This window comes from Microbacterium sp. DWRC1-3, from assembly GCF_049896645.1.
Lineage (GTDB): Bacteria > Actinomycetota > Actinomycetes > Actinomycetales > Microbacteriaceae > Microbacterium > Microbacterium maritypicum.
The window spans coordinates 467,682-490,922 of the sequence record NZ_JAFCUS010000002.1; the positions used below are offsets into that span (position 1 = coordinate 467,682).

General features: G+C 67.4%; 21 protein-coding genes. 14 read left to right on the plus strand and 7 right to left on the minus strand.

The annotated features are described in order from the left end of the window. The first annotated feature begins 47 nt into the window (after window positions 1-47). Genes cmtR through ACP699_RS14895 form a run of 4 tightly spaced genes read left to right on the plus strand, consistent with a single transcriptional unit; the run spans window position 48 to window position 3,458 of the window. On the plus strand, window positions 48-407 hold the full coding sequence (gene cmtR / locus ACP699_RS14880; protein ID WP_029259145.1) for a Cd(II)/Pb(II)-sensing metalloregulatory transcriptional regulator CmtR: 360 nt from the start codon (window positions 48-50) through the stop codon (window positions 405-407). Beyond that, window positions 404-2,320: a heavy metal translocating P-type ATPase gene (locus ACP699_RS14885; protein ID WP_036271584.1), complete on the plus strand. Its 1,917-nt coding sequence runs from the start codon at window positions 404-406 to the stop codon at window positions 2,318-2,320. Before cmtR ends, ACP699_RS14885 begins: the two co-directional genes overlap by 4 nt. Next, window positions 2,320-2,928: a cadmium resistance transporter gene (locus ACP699_RS14890; protein ID WP_029259147.1), complete on the plus strand. Its 609-nt coding sequence runs from the start codon at window positions 2,320-2,322 to the stop codon at window positions 2,926-2,928. Before ACP699_RS14885 ends, ACP699_RS14890 begins: the two co-directional genes overlap by 1 nt. Beyond that, entirely contained in the window at window positions 2,925-3,458 is a 534-nt protein-coding gene (locus ACP699_RS14895; RefSeq protein WP_244093594.1) for a signal peptidase II, read from the plus strand. The genes ACP699_RS14890 and ACP699_RS14895 overlap by 4 nt, the downstream gene beginning before the upstream one ends. A gap of 698 nt (window positions 3,459-4,156) precedes the next feature. On the opposite strand, the gene ACP699_RS14900 is transcribed toward ACP699_RS14895, so the two are convergent. After that, on the minus strand, window positions 4,157-5,131 hold the full coding sequence (locus ACP699_RS14900) for a helix-turn-helix transcriptional regulator (RefSeq protein WP_426172052.1): 975 nt from the start codon (window positions 5,129-5,131) through the stop codon (window positions 4,157-4,159). Window positions 5,132-5,240: 109 nt separating this feature from the next. On the opposite strand from ACP699_RS14900, the gene ACP699_RS14905 reads away from it, so the two are divergent. The 3 genes from ACP699_RS14905 to ACP699_RS14915 all read left to right on the plus strand — a co-directional run bounded on the left by ACP699_RS14905 (window position 5,241) and on the right by ACP699_RS14915 (window position 12,492). Continuing rightward, entirely contained in the window at window positions 5,241-5,648 is a 408-nt protein-coding gene (locus ACP699_RS14905; RefSeq protein WP_426172054.1) for an alpha/beta fold hydrolase, read from the plus strand. 463 nt (window positions 5,649-6,111) lie between these two features. Beyond that, complete coding sequence (locus ACP699_RS14910) at window positions 6,112-11,760, plus strand: beta strand repeat-containing protein (RefSeq protein WP_426172056.1); 5,649 nt, start codon at window positions 6,112-6,114, stop codon at window positions 11,758-11,760. A 186-nt stretch (window positions 11,761-11,946) separates the two neighbouring features. Next, window positions 11,947-12,492 carry a DUF6611 family protein gene (locus ACP699_RS14915; RefSeq protein WP_426172058.1) on the plus strand — a complete coding sequence of 182 codons (546 nt, stop codon included), beginning with the start codon at window positions 11,947-11,949 and terminating at the stop codon, window positions 12,490-12,492. A gap of 37 nt (window positions 12,493-12,529) precedes the next feature. Here the strand turns inward: ACP699_RS14915 and ACP699_RS14920 are convergent, their stop codons facing one another. After that, window positions 12,530-13,123 (minus strand): hypothetical protein, encoded by a 594-nt coding sequence (locus tag ACP699_RS14920; protein ID WP_314476121.1) that lies wholly within the window; start codon window positions 13,121-13,123, stop codon window positions 12,530-12,532. Beyond that, the gene (locus ACP699_RS14925) at window positions 13,120-13,647 is read right to left on the minus strand and encodes a hypothetical protein (protein WP_055869895.1); all 528 of its coding nucleotides are present in this window, start codon (window positions 13,645-13,647) and stop codon (window positions 13,120-13,122) included. Before ACP699_RS14925 ends, ACP699_RS14920 begins: the two co-directional genes overlap by 4 nt. A 216-nt stretch (window positions 13,648-13,863) precedes the next feature. Between ACP699_RS14925 and ACP699_RS14930 the strand changes: the two genes are divergently transcribed. The 3 genes from ACP699_RS14930 (at window position 13,864) to ACP699_RS14940 (ending at window position 17,112) form a co-directional block, all read left to right on the plus strand. Then, complete coding sequence (locus ACP699_RS14930; protein WP_055876997.1) at window positions 13,864-14,517, plus strand: GntR family transcriptional regulator; 654 nt, start codon at window positions 13,864-13,866, stop codon at window positions 14,515-14,517. A 203-nt stretch (window positions 14,518-14,720) separates the two neighbouring features. Further along, on the plus strand, window positions 14,721-15,737 hold the full coding sequence (locus tag ACP699_RS14935) for a TerC family protein (protein WP_426172060.1): 1,017 nt from the start codon (window positions 14,721-14,723) through the stop codon (window positions 15,735-15,737). Between the two features lie 94 nt (window positions 15,738-15,831). Further along, window positions 15,832-17,112 (plus strand): hemolysin family protein, encoded by a 1,281-nt coding sequence (locus ACP699_RS14940; RefSeq protein ID WP_055877003.1) that lies wholly within the window; start codon window positions 15,832-15,834, stop codon window positions 17,110-17,112. A 43-nt stretch (window positions 17,113-17,155) separates the two neighbouring features. Here the strand turns inward: ACP699_RS14940 and ACP699_RS14945 are convergent, their stop codons facing one another. The 4 genes from ACP699_RS14945 to ACP699_RS14960 all read right to left on the minus strand — a co-directional run bounded on the left by ACP699_RS14945 (window position 17,156) and on the right by ACP699_RS14960 (window position 19,702). Then, the gene (locus ACP699_RS14945) at window positions 17,156-18,061 is read right to left on the minus strand and encodes an SDR family NAD(P)-dependent oxidoreductase (RefSeq protein ID WP_426172062.1); all 906 of its coding nucleotides are present in this window, start codon (window positions 18,059-18,061) and stop codon (window positions 17,156-17,158) included. Window positions 18,062-18,095: 34 nt separating this feature from the next. Continuing rightward, the gene (locus tag ACP699_RS14950; RefSeq protein WP_426172064.1) at window positions 18,096-18,755 is read right to left on the minus strand and encodes a cation diffusion facilitator family transporter; all 660 of its coding nucleotides are present in this window, start codon (window positions 18,753-18,755) and stop codon (window positions 18,096-18,098) included. Then, window positions 18,755-19,090, minus strand: coding sequence for an ArsR/SmtB family transcription factor (locus tag ACP699_RS14955; RefSeq protein WP_017828075.1), 336 nt, complete (start codon window positions 19,088-19,090; stop codon window positions 18,755-18,757). The genes ACP699_RS14950 and ACP699_RS14955 overlap by 1 nt, the downstream gene beginning before the upstream one ends. Window positions 19,091-19,153: 63 nt before the next feature. Beyond that, complete coding sequence (locus ACP699_RS14960; RefSeq protein WP_426172067.1) at window positions 19,154-19,702, minus strand: small multidrug efflux protein; 549 nt, start codon at window positions 19,700-19,702, stop codon at window positions 19,154-19,156. A gap of 155 nt (window positions 19,703-19,857) precedes the next feature. On the opposite strand from ACP699_RS14960, the gene ACP699_RS14965 reads away from it, so the two are divergent. The 4 genes from ACP699_RS14965 (at window position 19,858) to ACP699_RS14980 (ending at window position 23,199) form a co-directional block, all read left to right on the plus strand. Further along, the gene (locus tag ACP699_RS14965) at window positions 19,858-21,057 is read left to right on the plus strand and encodes a sensor histidine kinase (RefSeq protein ID WP_426172069.1); all 1,200 of its coding nucleotides are present in this window, start codon (window positions 19,858-19,860) and stop codon (window positions 21,055-21,057) included. Further along, window positions 21,054-21,656, plus strand: a complete 603-nt coding sequence (locus tag ACP699_RS14970; RefSeq protein WP_017828078.1) for a response regulator transcription factor — start codon at window positions 21,054-21,056, stop codon at window positions 21,654-21,656. Before ACP699_RS14965 ends, ACP699_RS14970 begins: the two co-directional genes overlap by 4 nt. Window positions 21,657-21,879: 223 nt before the next feature. Further along, window positions 21,880-22,644 carry a 23S ribosomal RNA methyltransferase Erm gene (erm, locus tag ACP699_RS14975; RefSeq protein WP_302791070.1) on the plus strand — a complete coding sequence of 255 codons (765 nt, stop codon included), beginning with the start codon at window positions 21,880-21,882 and terminating at the stop codon, window positions 22,642-22,644. A gap of 48 nt (window positions 22,645-22,692) precedes the next feature. Beyond that, the gene (locus tag ACP699_RS14980; protein ID WP_314476095.1) at window positions 22,693-23,199 is read left to right on the plus strand and encodes a methylated-DNA--[protein]-cysteine S-methyltransferase; all 507 of its coding nucleotides are present in this window, start codon (window positions 22,693-22,695) and stop codon (window positions 23,197-23,199) included. Window positions 23,200-23,241 lie beyond the last annotated feature (42 nt).

Consider the following 23,241-nt stretch of genomic DNA (forward strand, 5'->3'; position numbering starts at 1 on the left):
TTCGATCGAATTGATAACCAGTCAGCGGTCACTGTATAGTTCAGTGCATGCTGACCATTGCTTCCCGTCTTGATGTGATGAACCGACTCGGCCGGGCCATGGCTGATCCGACCCGTTCCCGGATCTTAATGACGTTGCTCGACGGACCGAGCTATCCCGCTGTGCTCTCGCGCGAACTGGAGCTGACGCGCTCGAACGTGTCGAACCACCTCACCTGCCTGCGCGATTGCGGCATCGTCGTTGCCGAGCCGGAGGGCCGTCAGACCCGATACGAAATCGCCGACCCGCACCTAGCTGCTGCCCTCGTCGCACTGGTGGACGTGACGCTGGCTGTCGACGTGCACGCCCCGTGCGTGGACTCGGCGTGCACGGTGGCGGGCTGCTGCGGAGCGGGGGCTGGCGCGTGAGCGAGGCGTGTGGTTGCGAGCATGAGCCTGCCGCCACGGCGGGAGAGGAACACGAAGAGGCTGAGCGGCCCTGGTGGAAAGACCGCGGGATCATGGTGCCGATCTTCTCGGGTGTCGCGTTCCTGGGGGGTCTGATCCTCGAGTGGTCCGGCTTAGAGATCCCGGCGTTGGTGCTGTTCTGGGTCGGACTACTGCTGGGCGCGTCGACGTTCACGCCGGGCGCGATCCGGAAACTATTCAAGGGCAAGCTCGGCATCGGGTTGCTGATGACGATCAGCGCGATCGGCGCAGTCATCCTCGGGTACGTGGAGGAGGCTGCAGCTCTGGCGTTCTTGTACTCGATCGCTGAGGCGCTCGAGGACAAGGCGATGGACCGCGCCCGCGGCGGGCTAAGGGCACTGCTGAAGCTCGTGCCGGAGACAGCGACGGTGCTGCAGGGCGGTGTCTCCGCGCAGGTACCGGCGAGAGAGTTGACGGTTGGCCAGGTCATGGTGGTCCGCCCGGGTGAGCGGATCGCGACCGATGGGATCGTCCGATCCGGGCGCTCCAGCCTGGACACATCGGCGATCACCGGGGAGTCGATCCCGGTCGAGGTCGAGCCTGGCGATGTTGTGTCGGCCGGTGCGATCAACAGTGCCGGCGCGCTGGAGGTTGAGGCGACGGCTGCGGGCACCGATAACTCGCTCACGACGATCGTGGAGCTGGTCGAGAAAGCGCAGACCGACAAGGGCGAGCGTGCCCGTCTGGCGGACAGGATCGCCCGCCCACTGGTGCCCGGCGTTCTGATCCTCGCGGCGCTCGTCGCGATCATCGGTTCGCTGCTGGGTGACCCGGAGGTGTGGATCACCCGCGCGCTCGTCGTGCTGGTCGCGGCGTCTCCGTGTGCGCTGGCGATCTCGGTCCCGCTGACGGTCGTCGCTGCGATCGGCGCCGCGAGCAAGTTCGGTGTGATCATCAAGTCCGGCGCCGTTTTCGAGCGCTTCGGTACGGTCCGGCACGTCGCCGTCGACAAGACCGGAACCCTTACCCGCAACGAACCCGTGGTCACCGCCGTACTCACCGCGAACGGTGTAACCGAGGTCCAGGCGTTGGCGTGGGCGGCTGCGCTGGAGCAGCACAGCACACATCCTCTTGCCTCAGCGATCACCGCCGCAGCTCCGGGGACACCGGCAGCTGCAGATGTGACCGAGCAGGCCGGCCATGGTATTGACGGCACCGTCGACGGATCGAGAATCACCGTCGGCAGTCCCCGCTGGCTGGACGCCGGCGACCTCGTTGAGCGGGTCGCAACGCTGGAAGAGCAGGGCATGACCGTCGTCATCGTGCACCGAGACGGGTCACCGGTCGCCGCGATCGGCGTCCGCGACGAGCTGCGCCCTGAAGTCCCCCAGGTAGTCCGGACACTCACCGGCCAGGGCGTCGGGGTGACGATGCTCACCGGCGACAACGCCCGGACCGCTCGTGCCCTGGCTGCGCAGGCCGGGATCAGCGATGTGCGCGCGGAGCTGCGCCCGGAGGACAAGGCGACCGCGATCGGGGAACTGTCGAAGGCGGGACCGGTCGCGATGATCGGCGATGGCATCAACGATGCCCCCGCCCTCGCGGGCGCAGACGTCGGCATCGCGATGGGCGCGACCGGCTCCGACGCAGCGATCGAATCCGCGGACGTGGCCTTCACCGGCCATGATCTACGCCTCATCCCGCGGGCGTTCGATCACGCCCGGCGCGGTCGACGGATCATCAACCAGAACATCATCCTGTCGCTGCTGATCATCACCGCCCTGCTCCCGCTCGCGCTCTTCGGCGTCCTGGGGCTCGCGGCTGTCGTCCTGGTCCACGAGGTCGCCGAGGTCATCGTGATCCTCAACGGCCTGCGGGCCGCCCGCACCCGCACGCCACGACTGGGACGCTGATGCTCGCCACCATTGGATCAGCGATCGGCCTGTTCGCGGCAACCAACATCGACGACATCGTCGTGCTCACCGTGCTTTTCCTCGCCTCCAGCCGAGGGAAACCCCGGCCGTGGCAGATCGTCGCAGGCCAGTACCTCGGGTTCATCACCCTCGTCGTCATCAGCGTGATCGCCGCGCTCGGCCTCACCATCGTCCCGGACGAATGGGTCGGCTTCCTTGGCCTGATCCCGCTCGGCATCGGCATCTGGACGCTCATTCGCGGCCTGCGCCGCAACGGCGATGACGATGACGACGACTCCAAGATCACCGCGGTCGGACTGTGGGGCGTCGCTGGTATCACGATCGCCAACGGGGCGGACAACATCTCCCTCTACACGCCGATCTTCCGCACCAGCACGCCCGGCGACGTCGCGATCATGATCGTCGTGTTCCTCATCCTCGTTGCCGTCTGGTGCGCGGCCGGCCGGCTCATCGGCACTAACAAGGCAGTCACCGAGGGGTTGGAGCGCGTCGAGCACTGGCTTGTACCGGCAGTTTTCATCGGTCTGGGCCTGTTCATCCTGATCGAATCCGGGGTCATCGTCCGTCTGATCGAGGTCCTCGCATGATCCCTTCCGAAACAGAAGCTCACCCGCCCGCTGTGCGCGAGCGGTCGTCGGCGCGGCGGTGGCAGCTCACTGGTGGAGCGCTCCTGATCGCCGTGATTGTCGTGTTGATTGATCAGGGAACGAAGGTGTGGGCTGAAGCGACCCTCACTGAGCGTGAGCGCATCCCGCTGATCGGTGACCTGTTGGGTTTGCAGCTCGCCTACAACCCCGGAGCGGCATTCTCCTTCGGGGAAAGCTTCACCTGGGTGTTCGCACTGCTAGCCGTCGCCGCCACCGTCACAGCAATCGTGTTCGCGTTCCGAGTACAACGCCTGGGGTGGGCAATTGTCATCGGCGCGCTCGGAGGAGCTGCCGCCTCACACGCAGGCGACCGCCTTTTCCGCGATCCGGGATTCGCCCGCGGACACGTCGTGGACTTTCTCGCCTACGGAAACTGGTTCATCGGGAACGTCGCCGACATCGTGATCTTCGCCGCAGCGATCACCGGAGCGCTCCTCATGATCCGCGCCGGCGATGAGACCACAAAGTAAACCCCTTGAGAAGCGGGGGACAACCCATCAACTTGCCCTCTACATCGGCGCTATTGCTCGAGGTGAAACGCGCATTCCGTGACATCTACGCTTATGGGCACGACGTGAGGAGGAGACATGGCGGCTGTGCGCCTGATCTACAAGCGGCCCGACGGTAAGTGGGCATGGAAGCTCATATCCCAGGGCCACGTCATCGCCACCGACGGGGGGCGAGGCTATAGAAACGAAGCGGATTGCCGACGCATCGCCGACGCCGTCACCGGGGGAGCCTTTGCCGACGCTAAGACGAGAGTTCTCAACTAGCTCACATCAGGCAGACATCCTCGGTGGCACTCAACGTGGGGCGTGCGCGAACTGCAGCATGTCCGATGAACTCGCCGCAAACGATCGTTTATGGCGGGTGCACCGAGTCGTCGGCCGACTACACGACACGACGGTCGCACACCTGCCAAAACCCCCTGCCGGAACCAGTTGCGCCGAAAAAGGTCCGCCCGACGTTTTAGGCAGGGTGGGAGCGAAACGCGATTACCGACAAGTTTCGTGAGACAACCGGCAGTTCCGGCAGCGCACTACCTACCCGTCTTTCCGGGGTGATCTGTCTCACTAACCGACAACCTTCGTGAGATCGGACAGCACGGCACCATCCCGGAGTTCCGCTTCGCAGGCGCTCCGAGACGACGCGGCGGCTTACGAAGCCGTCACGTGAGTCGCTCGCGGTCGACGAGGTGGGTGGCGAGCCGCTCGATGGCGCTCGCGAGCTCGGCCGGCTCGATGACAGATACCGGAGCGGTGAGCGCTATCTCGGCGATCGTCATCGCGAGCCTTCCGAGATCTTCGCTGCGGATTCCGATGACGCAGTGCTCTGCGTGATCCTCCCGCAGAGTGTGGTCGGCCCACCGGAGGACGCCCTCGATCTCGGCGTACGGCATGTGGATGACGAGGGTCGCAGCGTGATCGCGGGCGGTGCGGCCGATCGATCTCGCGACGAACTCGGCGGCGTCTCCTCCGGGAACCGTTCGGAGCGGGAAACGAGTGCCGACGGGTCGCGGCGCCTGGATGCGGTCGAGTCGGAACGTTCTCCAGTCGCCACGATCTCGGTCCCACGCGACGAGATACCAGCGACGCCCGGCTGTGACGAGCTGATGCGGCTCGACGTGCCGTCTGCTGCGCTCTTCCCGGGTTCGCCGATAGTCGAACCGCACATGCTCGTGGTCGCGACATGCTGCGGCGAATACGCTCAGCGACTCCGGATGGATGACGTCGTCGTCTGCCGCCCGCCTCAGGGAGGCGACGCTCGAGTGCAGCGCCGACACCCGTCGACGAAGCCGGTGAGGCAGAAGCGCTTCGATCTTCGCCAGAGCGCGCAGTGATGTCTCCTCGATCCCATTGATGGCGGCTTCCGCGGCATAGCGCAAGCCGATCGCCACCGCGACGGCCTCCTCGTCGTCGAGGATCAGCGGCGGCACATGCGCTCCCGTCGCGAGCCGGTAGCCGCCGTACCTCCCCGAGGTGGAATCGACCGGGTAGCCGAGCTCGCGAAGGCGGTCGAGGTCTCGCCGCACCGTTCGTTCGGTCACCCCGAGCCGAGCCGCCAGTTCCGCACAGGGCCAGAAGCGGTTGGTCTGCAGAAGCGACAACAACTGCAGGGCTCTGCCCGTGGGATTGGTTCTCATGATCTCAGCCTGCAGAGGATGTAGGACATCAGGTGTCCAGAATGCTCCGTACGGTCCGAGTAGCCGCCGATCCAGACCCGTGATCGGTGCCGAACTCAGAGGAGCATCCATGAAGCTGTCCGACTTCCCCGACCCCACCCTTATCCCGGTCAACGGCGTTGAGCTCGAAGTCTTCGAGGCCGGGCGAGAGAATGCCGGGAACCCTGTCGTGCTGTGCCACGGATGGCCCGGGCATGCCTCCGTCTGGCGGCATCAGGTGCCAGCGCTCGTCGCTGCGGGGTACCACGTCATCGTCCCGAACCAGCGCGGCTACGGCAACTCCTCGCGGCCGGCTGACGTGACGGCCTACGACATCGGACACCTCTCGGGCGACCTCGTCGCACTTCTCGATCACTTCGGATACGACAGGGCGGTCTTCGTCGGTCACGACTGGGGCGCAAGCGTCGTCTGGGGGCTGGCGCTGCTGCATCCCGACCGTGTGGACAAGGTGATCCCATCCCAGAGACCACCCGTATAGCCCCCCGCTGACTGCCACGATCAGAAGGGCACGGGCTGATGCCCTGGGATCCGACGGCGCAACGGCGGCATCGCGGGCGTTGCCGATGACCGTCGGATCGGCGTCATCTGAGCCATGTGTGCGGGTCATCCGCGCATTTTAGTCATCAGATCTGAACCAAGAGGTTCTTGCTCCACCTGGGCGGCGCAGCGCTTGATGTCCTCGGCAAGAGTCAGTCTGAGGGAGAGCACCGGGCTTGTCCCCGTCAGGTCACGATCCAGCGTCGTGACAAAACAGTTCATTGAGATTTCCCAGGTTTCACGACACGATGCGTTGAGACGCAGTCTTTACTGGGTCGACCACGGGGAGTGCGTGGGAAACAAGGGGAGAGGGATCACCGATGTTTGGTGCAGGGTTGTTTCGAGGGATTTCGAAGCGTCGGGATCGACGAACACGCGATGCTGACGCGCGCCAGGAGCGGCGTTTGCTCGCACCGGCGCGATCGATCGCGGTGGCTCTCACTGCTGCTCTGGTCGGAGGGGTGCTCTCTATCGGCGCGGGAGCCCTCAATCCGGCGCCGGCCCAGGCCGCACTGCTCGACCCGCTTACCTGCGGAGCGGTGTACGGGCTGGACCAGAGTCCCGCCGGTGCTGGTGCCAACCAGCACAACATCTACTCGCTGAACACGGCCAGCGGTGCCCTGACGGTGAACAACGTGGTCACGACCACGAATCTCCTCAACGCTTTGGCTGCCGACGGGGAGAAGGGGTTCTTCTGGATGGCCCAGCAGGCCACCAACCAGACGACGACCTCGATCACTCGGGTGAACGCGAGCACGGGAGCGACGACCACATCTTCCGTCTTCACTCTGACCGGGCTTCCCGCAACCAACGGCGGCATCGTGATGGGTGCCTACAGCCCCACCGCAGACATCTACTACTACGGCGTCGTCTCGTCGTCCGTGCTCTACATCTACGGGTGGAACACCATCACCAACGCGGCGATCCCGGGGATCATCGCGCGAGTCTCGCTCGGCGCAGGTAACAACGGCGACTTCGCCTTCGACACCAGCGGGCGCCTCTACATCGTGAGCGCCGGTCTTCTGCTGTCGGTGGACACTCCGATTCCCACTACCGGGACGGCGACGGGTCCGCTTCTCCCCACGACGTCGATCGCAAGTCCTCCCGGCGGATCGCTCGGTTCGGTGGCCTTCGGCAGCGACGGCCTGCTCTACCTGGCAGGGGTCCCCGCCGGCGGCACCGAACGGGTTCGCTACGCGGTGAACCCGTCATCGGGCCAGGTGGTCTCGACCGTCACCATGACACCGACCACGAACACCGTCGGTGACTTCGCTTCGTGCGCCTCCCCGAACGTGATCCGCGTGATCAAGGACCTTCCTTCAGGGCGGGTTCAGCCGGGAGACCAGTTCACCGTGTCGGTGACCGGAGGCGAGATCTCTCAGGGAAACGTGGGCACGACGGCGGGGACCGACACCGGCCTGCAAGACACTCCTGCAGAGATCGCCGGTCCGGTCATCGGAACGGCGGGCGTGACCTACAACATCTCCGAGGTCGGGGCGAACGGAACGGTGCTGAGCACCTATGACACCGTCTGGACATGTTTCGATTCCGTGAGCCAGACCACCCTGGCGTCTGGGATGACGTCGTCGGGATCGTTCACGATGCCGGACAACGGGTTCGCGGGATCCGATGTCCTGTGCACATTCAGCAACGAGGCAGCACCGCCCGCGCTGGAAGTGACGAAGACCTCGGACGCGACCGCGGATACGCGTGCGGGAGACACGGTCACCTACACGGTGTCGGCGACCAACACGGGCCAGAGTGACTACACGAACGAACTCCCTGCCGTCGTGTTCGACGACCTGTCCGGCATCCTCGACGACGCCACCTACAACGACGATGCCGCATCCTCTCTCGGGTCCGTCCCCTCGTACTCCTCGCCGTTGCTGAGTTGGACCGGGCCCCTCGCCGTGGGAGCAACGGTCGAGATCACCTACACGGTGACACTGAACAACTCCGGTAACGGGGTCGTGCGCAACGTCGCGTGGCAGCCGAATGACCCGGGCAACCCCGTGACGCCCGCATGCGATCCTCCTGTGAACGGGCAGGATCCAGTGACGGGTGAGCCGTGCGCAGTGGTCGAGTACGAGCTTCCGCGTCTGACGATCTCCAAGTCTGCGGATCAGACGGATCTCCCTGCGGTCGGAGGGGACGTGACCTACACGGTCACCGTGACCAACCCCGGTCCCGGCGACTACACTGCCGCAGCTCCTGCAACCGCCACCGATGACCTCTCCGGGGTTCTGGATGCGGCGACCTTCGATGACGCGTCGCTGAGCGCCGACGTGGGAACGGCGACCCGCAACGGGAACACGCTGTCGTGGTCTGGCGCGCTGGCCGCGGGGCAGACGGCGACCATCACCTACACAGTCACCTACACGGGTGGGGGCGACAACCGACTCACGAACAACGCCTGCGTCCCCTCGGACCAGGTTGCTCCCGGGGCTCTCGCGTGCGATTCGGTCACCATTCCCGGTGCTGCGCTGCAGCAGTGGAAGGCCGCGACGCCGTCGTCTAACCCGGTCGTCGCCGGATCGACGATCACCTACACGCTGTACTTCGACAACGACGGACAGACCGCTGCGACGGTCGACGCCGTCGACGACCTGACCTTCGTGCTCGACGACGCCACGGTGACGACCGAGCCGACCTCTGCGAACGGCCTCACCGTCGCACGCAACGGTGCGCAGATCTCGATCACCGGTTCGGTGCCCGTCGGCCAGGTGTACACAGTGACCTACACGGTGACCGTCCTTCCTGACGACGAGCGCGGGGACAGCGTCGCCACCAACTTCCTCCTCGCTCCGGGCGACATTCCGCCGACGGATGGGGAATGTGTTCCGACCGATCCGAACGCCCCCGACTGCACGTCGACGCCGATCACCGGCGTCACGTACGCGAAGTCCGTCGTGGCCTCGGAGACCCCGGTTCGTGAGGGCACCGAGCTCACCTACTCCGTCACGATCACGAACACCGGTGCGACTTCGGTCGATATTCTCCGTGACGACAACCTCAGCGACGTTCTCGACGACGCCACGCTCACCGGCGCCCCGGAATCGGACACCGGGTCGGTGACGGTTGCGGGTCCGATCGGTGACGTGCTGGAGCTGCGGGGGACTCTTGCGGCCGGTGCCACGGCTGTCGTGACCTATACGGTGACGGTCAATGCGTCGGATGCTCGAGGCAACAGCCTGGCGAACAACTTCCTCGTTCCCCCGGGGACCACTCCGCCGGAGGCCTGCGACCCCGCGACCGAGCAGTGCACCAGCACGCCGATCCAGGGCTACACGGTCACCAAGACGGCCGACGTCACCTCCGCCATTCCGGGAGCTGTCGTGACGTACACGGTCACGCTGGTGAACACAGGTGCCGTGGCGTTCACCGACGGATCTCCGGCGACGTTCACGGATGACCTCTCCGAAGTCCTCGATGACGCCACCTACAACAGCGATGTGTCTCCTGGCGGGACCGTCGCAGGATCCGATCTCTCCTGGGCTGGTCCGCTCGCGGTAGGGGCGACGGTGACCGTGACGTACTCGGTCACTGTGAATGATCCGCGAACCGGTGACGGCACGATGACGAACGCCGTCGTGCCCACCGCTCCCGGCGGGGACTGCGACCCCGCGGGCGCCTGCGTCACAGAGACGCCGATCTCGTCGTTCATGGTCTCCAAGACCGCGGACGTCGCGACGGCGATCCCTGGAGATGTCGTCTCCTACACCGTCACCGTCACGAACACCGGCGAAGTCGACTACACGGACGCCACGCCGGCATCGTTCTCGGACGACCTGTCGGGGGTGTTGGATGACGCCACGTACAACGGCGACGTCTCCGCTGGCGGTGCGATCACCGGCTCCACTCTGACCTGGGCTGGAGCACTTGCAGTGGGTGCCAGCGTCGAGGTGACGTACTCGGTGACGGTCAACGACCCGATCACCGGTGATCGGAGCCTCCTGAACGTGGTCACGCCCACCGCTCCTGGCGGCGAGTGCGACCCCGACGAGGAGTGCACCACGACGACCCCGGTGGCGTCGTACACGGTGAACAAGACCTCCGACCAGGCGAGGGCACTGCCCGGCGGCGTCGTCACCTACACGGTGACGGTCACGAACAACAGCGACGTGGATTACACCGCCACCGCACCGGCAACGTTCACGGACAACCTGGCGGGGGTGCTCGATGACGCCGTCTACAACGACGACGCCTCGTCCGGGGCAACGGTCACAGGCAACGTCTTGACCTGGTCCGGAGCCCTCACGGCAGGGCAGAGCATCGAGGTCACTTACTCCGTCACCGTGGATGACCCCGTGACTGGAGACTTCGTTCTCCGGAACGCCGTCACCCCGACGGGCCCGGGCGGGACCTGCATCGAGGCCTGCGTGGTGGAGACGCCGATCGGGTCGTTCCGGGTCGTGAAGTCGACGGATACGACCGACGTCGTCCCCGGTGACGTGATCGAATACTCGATCACGGTGACCAACACAGGGCAGGTCGCGTACACCGACGTGTCGCCGGCTTCCTTCACGGACGACCTTTCGGCCGTGCTCGACGACGCGACATACAACGGGGACGGTGCGAGCAGCACGGGAAGCGGTGTCACGTACACGGCCCCGACCCTCGCTTGGTCGGGTGCACTGGGCGTCGGTGAGACGGTCACGGTCACCTACTCGGTGACGGTGAACGACCCCGCCACGGGAGACAGGCAGCTCGACAACGCCGTCGTCACCCCACCTGGCACTGGCGGCAACTGCGCACCCGGGTCCACGGACCCGGCCTGCGTCGAGAACGTTCCTGCGGGGACCTTCAGCCTCGAGAAGTCGGTGAGCCCGGCAACGGCGCTTCCGGGTGATGTCGTCACCTACACGGTGACGGTGACCAACACGGGGCAGATCGCGTTCACAGATGACGAGCCTGCTTCGTTCTCGGATGACCTGTCGCGCGTGCTCGACGACTCGTCGTACAACGATGACGTGTCTCCTGGCGGTGCTGTCGCGGGGACGACTCTGACATGGTCGGGTTCGCTGGCGGTCGGCGAGGTCGTGGAGGTCACCTACTCGGTCACCGTCGATGACCCTGTGACGGGCGACTTCTCGCTTCGGAACGTCGTCACCCCGACCTCTCCCGGCGGGGAGTGCGTCGAAGACGGGTGCGTCACGGTCACCCCGGTGGCTGGGTACACGGTCCGGAAGACCTCCGATGCCGAGAGCATTGTCCTCGGTGGGGTCGTCACGTACTCGGTGACCGTCACGAACGTGGGCAATGTCGCATACACCGACGCGCTCCCCGCGACCTTCGCGGACGACATGTCCGGCGTACTCGACGACGCCACTTACAACGACGATGCGACGGCGGGCGCGACGCTCTCCGGAACCGAGTTGACGTGGGCGGGCCCTCTCGAGATCGGCGCCACATCGACAGTCACCTACTCCGTGACCGTGAACCAGCCGGCAACCGGTGACAAGTTGCTGCGCAACGCGGTCGTCGCAGACGGACCCGGCGGCGGTTGTGAGACCGAGAACGGCTGCGAAACGGTGACACCGGTCGCGACGTACAAGGTTGCGAAGACCGTCTCGAGCTCCACCGCGACGGTCGGCGATCGACTGACCTACACGATCACTGTGACGAACACGGGCCAGGTGCCGTACACCGAAGATGCGCCTGCGTCCTTCACCGACGACCTCACGTCGGCTTTGCGCATCGCCACCTACAACGGTGATGCGAGCAGCGGGGCGGTCTATGACGCTCCCGTCCTCTCTTGGCAGGGAGCGGTGGATGTCGGCGCGAGCGTCACGGTGACGTATTCGGTCACCGTGCGGGAGGTCGGACAGATCCGGAACGTCGTGGTCACCCCGGATGGTTCCGGTGCGAACTGCCCGACGGCGTCGGAAGACCCCGCCTGTCAGACGCTCACCACTGTAGTGCCGCCCCTCGCCATCACCGGCGGCGCCCTTTGGGTCGGTGGTACCGTCGGAGCCGCTGTGCTGCTCACCCTCGGCCTCTGGCTCGTCGCCCGTCGGCGACGTGAGTACGCGGAGACAACCACCCAGGCGTGAGTCGTGTGCTCGGGTAGTGGCCCACCACTACCCGAGCACACGTCCCGTCACGCAGGCTGCGTCGATCCGGCATGCCGACCGGCATGGTCCCGCACCCGTCGTCATCCCGCATGGATGGCGACGGCGGCCGTATGGGTTCCGTCTGCACCGGTGCTTCCCGCGCGCGGCCGGAGCAACGTGGGAGGCATGTCCGTCATCTCCCGTCCTCCCTTCCCCTCAGGCTCAACGGCATCGAGGGCAGCGCGCCCTCCGCGGTGGGGATACCTGTCGAGATCTGTGAGCCATTACGGCACCGTCGCGTGCGTGCTGGCGGTCTATCCGCCGGATTCCACGGACGAAGAGCTCCGCCTCGCGGAGGCCCACCGCTGGTACACGCCGTTGTCGCTCGGCGGCGGGGTCGTGGCGTGGGTGGTGCTGTGCCCGGTGGGGATCTCTCCGTTGTTCGCGGCCGCGCTCCTGCTGGCCGCGCTGCTTCCGATCGGCATCGTGCTCTCCCGGCGATCGCGCGACATCCGCCTCCGCACGGTCACCGTCTCTGCGTGCAGGGCGGGCCTCGGCGAAGACACCGAGGGAGAGCGCGCCCAGCAGCTTCGCCTCGACAGCCTTGCCGAGGCGCTGGGCGATGCCGCACTCGCGTGCCGCCAGGGCGTGATCGACCGCGACCGCTTCGACCGCATCTGGGCGGCGGCATATGCGCAGGCCGAGGCCATCGCCGCCACCTCCGCGCGGTGACGCTCACCGGGCAGAGGACGAGCCCGCCGGCGGCCGATCAGTCGACGCCCGCGTCGCTCTGATACTTGCGGCACGCCCTGCCCGTCGCCTCGGTCTCCTCGGCGTCGTCTCTCTCTGCGCCAGGGTTCTCGCGGGGGACGACCTGGCTGAGCGAGAGAGTGCCCGTGCAGGTGAAGACGACGAGGTCGCCGGGCGCACAGGCCTGCGGAAGTCGTGCCTTCAGCCGGGTGCCGTCACTCGCCGTCTGCAGAGTCGTCGGCGCGAGATCTCGGGCACGTGGGGAGTGCAGAAGGTCGATGTGGGTGACCAGAGGCGCGAGCGCATGCAGGGCGCAGTCGACCGTCACCACGACCTCGCGGTGCCAGCCGTGGGGCTCTTCGCGAGCGATGATCCGTGCCACCACCAGCGTCACGTGCGCATCGGCCTCGGGGTGAACGGCGGACGGGCCCGTCGGTGCGATCAGCACGCAGGGGGTGCGCCGCTCTCGTGCGAGATCGGTCAGTGAACGTCCGGCGACCACGATGTCGTGTGCACGGACTTCCGTATCGGTCGGCCACAGCTTCCGCACGTCGCGTCGCGGGTCGTTCCACACGAAGGCCGTCGAGTGCAGGACGGTGTGCAGCACGGTCATCGCGACGCCTCCACCCGGAGCGCCGCCGCGCCCACAGCGCGCGGCCGCACGTTTCGCAGCGTGACGGCACCGATGCAGGGGACGACCAGGAGATCGCCCTCTCGAAGGTCGGACGGAAGGACGGCGACCGGGTGCGGCCATGCCACGCCGCCCTCCTCTCCGGGGATCAGCTCGATACTCGTCGTCTTCGCCGAAGAAGCCCTGCCGATGAGGCGGCATTCCTCCCACGCCGCATCGACGCCGTCGAACGAGCAGTCCGTGAGGGCGATGCGCTTGTCCTCCTGAGTGTCGACACGCAGGGTGATACGGAACAGCAGCACGGTCACGTCGGTGCCCGTGCCGGGTATCGGCAGGTCTCCGGTGAGCACGGCGGGTGAGCCGCTGATCTCGAACAGACGCATCAGCGAGATGCCGCCCACCACGACATCGGTGGTCGTGGGCTCCGAATGGGTCGGCCACCTCCAGCGGTCGAGGGGAGTGGGGATGCTCCGTCGCAGCGTGGGAAGGATCTCGGTGAGGGTCATGTCTCCGTCCTACGCTTCCGTGATCGTGCCGATGAAGGAGCCTGACGGAACGCATGCGCCTCCGCCCCGTTCGCTCACGAAGTCCGCACCCCTCGGGCGTCATGCCGGATGCGATACATTGCAGTGCAGGTAAGATTTCAGGCTTTACTGCGTCGACGTGCTCGAGTGGAGGACTAAGCGGTGGCACTCTCAGGTGGACCCCTCGAACGCAGGTCGATGAGCGATGAAGCGTACAACCGGTTGCAGGAAGCGATCATCAGCGGCGAGCTGCGTCCGGGAGAGCGGCTGCGCGACTACGAGCTCGCGGAACGCCTCGGCACCTCGAAGACCCCGATCCGCCATGCCCTCGACCGCCTGGCCGACCACGGCCTCGTCGAGATGCAGCGCAACCGCTACACCCGGGTCGCGCCGATCGATCTGGATCAGGTCCGCAATGCCGTCGACCTCTTCGGCGACATCTGGATCGGCGCGGTGCGTCATGTGATGCCTCGGATCCAGGACGACGACACCGCGTACCTCGCCGAGCTCGCCGGGGAGATGTCGACAGCGGTGAAGGACCGCGACGTCGTCGGCTTCGGGATCGCACTTCGTGCGACCGCGACGGGTTTCGCGCGCATCGAGGGCAACGCCTCGCGCGCCGTCGTCATCGACCGCCTCGGGCCGCAGATCCGTCGGTTCAGCCAGCATGCGAAGGACGCGTTCGACTGGGATGTCGTCGGTGCCTTCGTCGTCTCCCTCCGAGAGGCGATCCTCGAGCGCGATGCGAGCAAGACCCGCGCCGTCCTGGTCGCCTTCTTCGATGACGCGCTCCCCGCCATCATCGATCGCGCCGAGGAGCAGGACCTCACCCCCTCCGACGCCCCGGAGTAGCGGACCGCCTGCATGGCACTTTCGGCAGATCCACAGGAATCGCAGAGGGACTTCTCCTAATCTGGGAGATCCCAAGGGGAGTACTCCGACACGGTGGGGTCGTCATTACGGATGCATGTCGCATCCCGGGCCACCGGTTCCATGTCTCATGGAATGGAGAAGACTTTGGCGGTACTGTCGTACCCCGAGTCTGGAGCCCTCATTTGGATATCACGCCGCTGATCTGGGTCATCACGATCGCGATCACGATCGCCTTCTTCGTCTACGAGTTCTTCGCCCACGTGCGCACCCCGCACGAGCCGACGATCGCGGAGTCGGCGCGCTGGTCGATCTTCTACATCAGCCTCGCGCTGTTGTTCGGCGTCGGCATCGGCGTCTTCTCCGGATGGACGTTCGGTGGGGAGTACTTCGCCGGGTATCTGACCGAGAAGGCGCTGTCGATCGACAACCTCTTCGTGTTCCTCATCGTCATGACCGGCTTCGCCGTGCCGAAGAAGTACCAGCAGAAGGTGCTGATGATCGGCATCGTCATCGCGCTGATCCTCCGCGGAATCTTCATCGCCGTCGGCGCGACGCTCATCGAGAACTTCTCGTGGATCTTCTACCTGTTCGGTGCACTGCTGCTCGTGCTCGCCTACCGTCAGGCATTCAGCAACCACGAGAGCAACCCGGCCAACGGACGATTCATGACGTTCGTGCGCCGTCACCTCCCCGTCAGCGACGAGTACAACGGCGACCGCCTCACCGTGGTGAAGAACGGCAAGCGCTTCGTCACGCCGATGCTCCTCACGATCATCGCGATCGGGTTCATCGACCTGGTGTTCGCCGTCGACTCGATCCCTGCGATCTACGGTCTCACCGACCAGGCCTACATCGTCTTCACGGCGAACGCCTTCGCGCTGATGGGTCTGCGCCAGCTGTACTTCCTCATCGGCGGACTGCTCGAGCGCCTCGTCTACCTGGCTCAGGGGCTCGCTGTCATCCTCGCCTTCATCGGCGTCAAGCTCGTGCTGCACGCGATGCACGTCAACGAGCTTCCGTTCATCAACGGCGGCGAGCCGATGCTGTGGGCTCCCGAGATCCCGATCTGGTTCTCGCTGCTGTTCATCGCCGCCACCATCACGGTCGCGACCGTGGCCAGCCTTCTCAAGACGCGTCGGGCACCGGATTCCGTTCCGGCCGGCGCCGACACCACCACCACTGACAAGGAGCACTCTTGAGCGCGCAGCGCTGTTCTGACTCTTCGGACTCTGACAGTACGAGCGCCCGGTTCATCCCGGGCGCTCACCCCACCACAGACGAGGCGGCCCTCTGATGGGCGACCTGCTCTGGAACATCGCCCTCGTCTTCGCGTTCGTGCTGATCGGCGGTGTCTTCGCTGCGACGGAGATGGCGCTGGTCACGCTGCGCGAGAGTCAGATCAACGCCATCGGTCAGCGCGGGCGCCGCGGGGCGAAGGTCGCCGCCCTCGCCCGCAATCCCAACACCTTCCTGTCGGCGGTGCAGATCGGTGTGACCGTCGCCGGGTTCGCCTCGGCGGCGTACGGTGCGACATCGATCGCGCCGTCGCTGGCACCGGTGCTGGAGTCTTGGGGCCTCGCCCCTGCTCTCGCGCTCACGGTCGCCACGCTCGTGCTCACCCTCGTGATCGCCTATCTGTCGCTGGTGCTCGGCGAGCTCGTGCCCAAGCGCCTCGCGATCCAGCGCAATGCGCAGTTCGCCTACGCGGTCGCTCCCGCACTCAACGGGTTCGCGACGGTCATGCGCCCGGTGATCTGGTTGCTGTCGGTGTCCACGAACGCCCTCGTCCGGCTGCTCGGCGGCGATCCGCACAAGACCAGCGACGAGATGACGGATGAGGAGGTGCGCGACATCGTGGCCAGCCATCAGGGGCTGCCCGATGACGAACGGCGCATCCTCGACGACGTGCTGTCCCTCCGCGGTCGCCAGGTCAGCGAGGTCATGCGACCGCGGCCCGAGGTCGTCGCCCTCGACGAGGCTGCGAGCGTCGGCGAGGTGATGGCGCAGGTGCGCGACCTTCCGTTCTCGCGCTACCCCGTCTCGGAGACCTCGATCGACGACATCACCGGGTTCGTGCACGTGCGCGATCTCTTCGAGGCCGCGTCCGACGATCCGACGCGTCCGCTGAGCGCGCTCATGCGCGACATCCCCTACATCCCCTCGACCGCACGTGTGCTGCCGACTCTGACCCGCATGCGCGCAGAGGGGCACCACATCGCGGTGGTCGTCGACGAGTACGGCGGGACCGACGGACTGGTCACTCTGGAAGACCTCGTGGAGGAGGTCGTCGGTGAGATCTTCGACGAGTACGACGCCGAGGTCTTCATCTCGGCTGACGACGGCATCGACGGACGACTCAACCTGCAGGACTTCGAGGAGCTCACCGGGTTGTCGATGCCGCGCGGTTCGTCCGACACGATCGCCGGATTCGTGACGGAGCAGCTGGGGCGTCTCGCCGTCGTCGGCGACGTCGTGGAGGTGCCGGGCGCCACGATCCAGGTCGCGGAGCTCGATCGACGACGCATCGCCCGGGTACGAGTCGTGACCGAACCGGTCGTCGAACCGGAGGCCTGAGCCCGAAAGTCGGCGGCGGCGACGCTCTCGGTCCCGACCGGGATCAGGTCGGGAAGCGCACCCCGGTGATGCTCTCCGCCGCCGACCACAGAGCCGACCCGATGTCCGCGGAGCGCACCTCGTCGGAGGCTGCCACCCGTGCCGGCGCCCCGCGGAACTCGAGCAGTCCGCCAGGACCCCAGTAGTCCCCGCCGGCCACATCGGCCGCCGTGGCCGCGTGCACGATCGGCAGCGCGCCGCCGTCCTTGCCCTGCACGAGCACGCGCGTCGGTGCGGCCAGGGCGCGGACGACGCCGGACACCGGGGCGAGACCCGCACGCGGCGGGGTGAGCGGATCGACCGCGTAACCGGGGTGCGCGCACACCGCAGAGCGCGAGGAACCGGACCAGCGTCGCGCCAGCTCGAACGCGAAGGCCATCAAGGACGCCTTCGATCGTCCGTACTGGCGGAGTGAGGGGCCGCTCCACGGGTCGTCGAGGGTGTCGGGATCGAGGTGCGCGAAGCGATGGGCGATCGAGCCGACGGCGACCACGCGCGCATCCGGTGAGAGGAGCGGCTCGAGCTGTGCGACGAGGGCGAAGTGGCCGAGGAAGTTGGTGCCCACCATGAGGTCGAATCCGTCGCTCGTGCGCGCCGACCGATCGGCAGCCTTCACCCCGGCGTTGCCGATGACCGCGTCGAGCTTCTCGTCCACCTCTGCGGCCGCCCTGGCCACGCTGTCGAGGGAGCCGAGGTCGAGTGACAGCACGCGCAGGTCGGCGCCGGGCACCTGACCCCGGATCGCGGTGACCGCGGTCCGGGCGCGCTCGGGGGAGCGGCACCCCAGCAGCACGCGCGCCCCTCGGGTGGCGAGCTGCTCCGCGCACCAGTAGCCGATGCCCGCGTTCGCGCCGGTGACCAGCACCGTGCGTCCGAGCAGGTCTCCGGGTGGTGGGGGAGTGGCATCCATCTCCCCAACCTAGGCGCAGGTCGTGCTGCTCGCCTCAGCGGTCGCTCTCGTGCTGGTCGTCGTCTTCGAGGAGCATGCCGACCGAGGTCGCGCAGGCGTCACCCTTCCACGCCTCGATGCCCTCGCGCACCGCGAACGCGGCGATCACGAGCCCGGCGACCGCATCGGCCCACCACCATCCGAGCAGGGAGTTGGCGACCAGGCCGACCAGCACCGCGGCGGAGAGATACGCGCAGAGGAGCGTCTGCTTCGAGTCGGCGACCGCCGTGGCCGAGCCGAGCTCGCGACCCGCGCGGCGCTCGGCGAACGACAGGAAGGGCATGACGACGACGCTCGCGGCAGTCAGGAGGATGCCGATCGTGCTGTGCTCCGGGCGTTCGGTGGTGACGAGAGCCGTCACGGACGTCGTCGTCACGTAGATCGCGAGGGCGAAGAATGCCACGGCGATCACACGCAGCGTCGGCTTCTCCCAGCGCTCGGGGTCGCGGCGGGTGAACTGCCAGGCGACGGCGGCCGCGGAGAGGACCTCGATCGTCGAGTCGAGGCCGAAGCCGATGAGGGCTGCCGATGACGCGACGGATCCCGCACCGATCGCGATGACCGCCTCGATCAGGTTGTAGCCGATGGTGACGCCGATGATCAGACGGATGCGGCGGTGCAGGATGTCGCGTCGCGATGCGGTGGACGTGGTCATCAGCAGGTGCAGCCGTCGCCCGCGCAGCAGTCCGGCTCGACGATGAGCATGACGCGCATGAGCATGTCGAGGGCCGGTGCGAGGTGGCGGTCCGCGAGCCGATAGCTGCTGCGTCGACCGTCGGGGACGCTCTCGACGAGTCCACATCCGCGCAGGCACGCGAGGTGGTTCGACATCGCCTGGCGTGAGACGCCGAGGGCGTCGGCGAGGTCGGCGGGATAGCGGGGCGCTTCGCGCAGTGCGAGCAGAACTCCGGCGCGGGTGGGATCCGAGAGCGCGTGCCCGAGTCGGGCGACGGCGGCAGTGTGGGTGAGCGAGGCGAGAGCGGTGGTCACGCACCCCACTGTACAGAAAAGGCTGAATTCAAGAGATCTTGAATTCAGCTCTTCCGTGACGGATCAGCGGATGGCGTACACCGCGCTTCCGACGATGACGGCGACGACGGTGGTCCATCCGGTGATCGCCACCGCCTGCCAGAACAGGATGCGCGCCCTGCCGATGCCGGACGCGGCGAGCATCGTCGCGGTGAACTGCGTCGGCAGCAGGAGGGGGCCGAGCAGGCTGACCCCCGGCACGCCGTAGCGTTCGAAAGCCCGCTGGAACTTCTCGCGTCGGGCGCTTCCACGGCCCGTGTCCGAGACCTCCGCGGCCGGCTCCTCGACCGTGCCCCCGCCGGCACCCGCGAGCGCTGCGGTCTTGGCGCGCGAACGGTTCACGACGGCCTGGCGCGCTCCCGAGCTCACCAGCACCACCACCAGGACGCAGAGGAAGTTGCCCACGATCGCGGCGATCGCGGCGATCACCGGGGAGATGCCGCCGAGGATGCCGATGCTCACCGCGCCCTCGCCCTCGATGAAGGGGACCGCGCCGGCGAGGGCGACGATGAGCGGCTGCACGAGCTCAGGGACCTGCGCCACCAGGTTCTGGAAGTTCTCGATGAGGTTCATGGGATGCTCCCGGTTGTCGGTGCGAACGGAGTCTCCGCCGCGATGACTCCAGTCCAGCCGAGCACGCCCTTCCGCGGCAGTGTCGGCCCGTCACCGCTTCCCGGGCGGATCGCACGACGAGACCGTGACAACTGTCACGGTCCTATCGTGGGAGCGTGACCCGCGTTCCCTCCGCCCTCGCCGCCGCACCCGCGCCAGGCTCCCGTCAGCTCGCGCGAGGCATCACCGCGACCTGGTGGTACACGGTGACGGCCGTGCTGTTCATCGAGCTGATGCTCGTCGGAGCCTGGACGGGCATCGCCGCCGCGGTCGATCTGAGCGGAGGCATCCTGCTGTTCATCGGTCTCGGTGGTCTGCTCTGGTGCGCGTCGACGCTGATGCTGCTCCTGGACTATCGCCACCGCCTCGATGCGGAACCCGGCGTCGCCTGGGGGCGGCTGGCCGTGCCGTTCGTCGTCGCGGTGGGCTACGGAGTGACGGCTGGTCTCCTCGTCGGCAGCTGGCAACTCGCCGCCATGCCGGTGGTGCAGTTCTTCGTCTTGCTGAGCTGGCCTCGCGGCGTGCGGGTGCGGGTCGTCGCCGCGGCGACCTTCCTCCTGATCGCGCTCGCCCTGGTCGATTCGGCGACGAGCGGGGTGGGCATCGGGCTTCCCTGGTGGATGCCGGTCATCTACGGGGCGATGCTCCCCGGAATGAGCGTGAGCTCGCTGTGGTGGTGGGATGTGCTGGTGACCCTCGACCGCGCCAGGACGTCCGAGGCCCGGCTCGCCGCGACCCAGGAGCGCCTGCGCGTGGCGACCGATGTGCACGACCTGCAAGGGCACCATCTCCAGGTCGTCGCGTTGCAGCTGGAACTCGCCGAGCGTCTGCTGCCGGACGACCCGGAGGCGGGGATGCAGCAGCTGCACGCGGCGCGGATCAGCGTCGACGAGGCGCGCCAGGGCACCAGAGACCTCGCGATGCGGTTCCGCTCTGTCCCGCTCGGAGACGAACTGGCCAACGCCCGTGATCTGCTGACCGCGGCCGGACTGCAGGTGGATGCCGCGATCGATGCGGATGCCGATGCGGCGCCGGCGTCGGCTCTCGGACCCGTCATCCGAGAGACGACCACGAACGTCCTGCGGCACGGCGGCGGGGTGCATGCGCGCCTCGTGCTGACCCGGACCGCCGATGCGTGGCGCTACGAGATCGCGAACGACGTGGCGGTCGGCGCCGAGATCGAACATGACGGCTCGGGTCTCGAGGGCGTGCGGCGGCGGATCGAGGAGGCGCACGGCTCCCTCGACGTGCGGCGCGATGCCGATGAGTTCGTCGTGGCCGTGACCGTGCCCTCGACCTCGGAGGAGGCGCGATGATCCGGGTGCTGCTCGCCGATGACGAAGGGATGATCCGCTCGGCCCTCGCGGCCCTGCTGCGGCTGGAGCCCGACATCGACGTCGTCGCAGAGTGCGCCGACGGCGAGCAGGCGGTCGCCGAGGCGCTGCGGCTGCGGCCCGACGTGTGTCTGCTCGACCTGGAGATGCCGGGCCTCGACGGCGTGCAGGTGGCCGAGAAGGTGAACAGGGCGATCGCGACGCGTTGCGTGGTCGTCACCCGTCATGCGCGTCCGGGGGTGCTGCGCCGTGCCCTGGCCTCCGGGGTGGCAGGCTTCCTGCCGAAGTCTCGCGGAGCGGACGAGGTCGCAGCGGTCATCCGCCGCGTCGCGGCCGGAGCCCGCTACGTCGATCCGGAGATCGCTGCGGACGCTCTGAGCGATGAGCGCTCGCCGCTGACGGATCGCGAGCTCGACGTGCTGCGGGCGGGCCGTCGTGGAGAGACGACCGGGCAGATCGCGCGGGCACTCTCGCTCGCTCCCGGGACCGTGCGCAACCACATCTCCGTCATCCTCGGGAAGCTCTCGGTCGGCACACGTCAGCAGGCCGTGCTCATCGCCGAGGAACGCGGCTGGATCTGACTGCCGATAGGCTGACGGGCATGGGAACAATATGCGCTGCGCCCATGATGGGGCGCACCTTCGTCGCACGCGACCGCCGCGCCTGACGGCGCGCTCGCTCTTCGCACGCATCTGCGCGCCGTCCACCGAGATGTCATCGCACCTCGGGACGGGCAGTCCTCACTGACGCTCTCCGCGTCCTCCCTCCTTCGGGGTGCTCCGATTCTTCTTCTGGAGCGCACTCATGCCTCGTTCAATACATGGCGGCCGTCACGAACTCGGCCAGAACTTCCTCACCCACCGTCCGACCCTCGCCCGCCTCTCCACCCTCGTCGGTCGCACCTCCGGCTCGATCCTGGAACTGGGCTGCGGTGACGGCGCGCTGACCCGCGCACTCGCGCAACTGGGCAGGCCGCTCACCGCGATCGACATCGACGAGCACCGCGTGCACCGACTGCGCAGGGCGCTGCCCGGAGTGCGCGTCGAGGTCGCCGATGCCACGCGACACCCGTTCGATGCCGAGGTCGTCGTCGGCAACATCCCCTTCCACCTGACGACGCCGATCCTCCGGCGGCTGCTGTCGAGCGGGCGTTGGAATGACGCGGTACTCCTGACGCAATGGGAGGTGGCGCGCAAGCGGGCAGGCGTCGGCGGAGGCACGATGATGACCGCGCAATCGGCGCCGTGGTTCGAGTTCTCCCTCGAGGGCCGGGTGCCGGCGTGGGGGTTCTCGCCGCAGCCGAGCGTGGACGGCGGTCTGCTCGCGATCACCCGTCGTGGTTCACCCCTCGTGCCGGACGCCGACCGACGGGCGTACGACGCGTTCGTCCGGGCCATGTTCACGGGGCGCGGAGGCGGTCTCCCCGCGATCGTGGCGACAGCCGCTCGCATCTCGATGCCGCGGGCGCGACGTGCGGTGGCGGCCTCCGGCGCGGGGGAGCGTCGCCTTCCTCGCGATCTGCGTCCGCAGGACTGGGCAGCGCTCTGGCATCAGGTCGCTCGAGGGTGACACAGCTGGCCGGGGGCGGGAGTCGGGAGTCGGAGGTAGCCTCGACGCATGTCGGCCTTCGGAACGCTCTCGACTCCCGTCGGTGTCATCGGCGTGGTCAGCGACGGTGCGGCGATCACCCGCGTCATGTGGCGGTCGACCCCGCCCGAGGGTGGAGTCGTCCCGCCGGACCCCGCCGCCGATCCCCTGCTCGTCGAAGCGCTGGCTCAGCTCGCCGCCTACTTCGACGGCACACTGCGACGCTTCGACGTTCCCATCGACCTCGGCGAGCAGACCGCGGCGACGAGGGCGGTGCTCACGGCCCTCCACGAGACGGTCGGGCAGGGGGAGACCATCACGTACGGCGGACTCGCGGCGCGCAGCGGCACGGCGGTGCCGGCCAGGGGCATCGGATCGATCATGGGCGCTAATCCCGTTCCGCTGATCGTGCCCTGCCATCGGGTCGTCGCGGGCGATGGACTCGGCGGCTACTCCGGCGGTGACGAGGGGCGGGGCCTCGAGACCAAGCGCTGGCTGCTGGAGCATGAGGGGGCTCTGCCGACTTCTCTGTTCTGAGCCGATGCCGGGCATCCGTCATCGCGTCATCTCGGAAGCGAA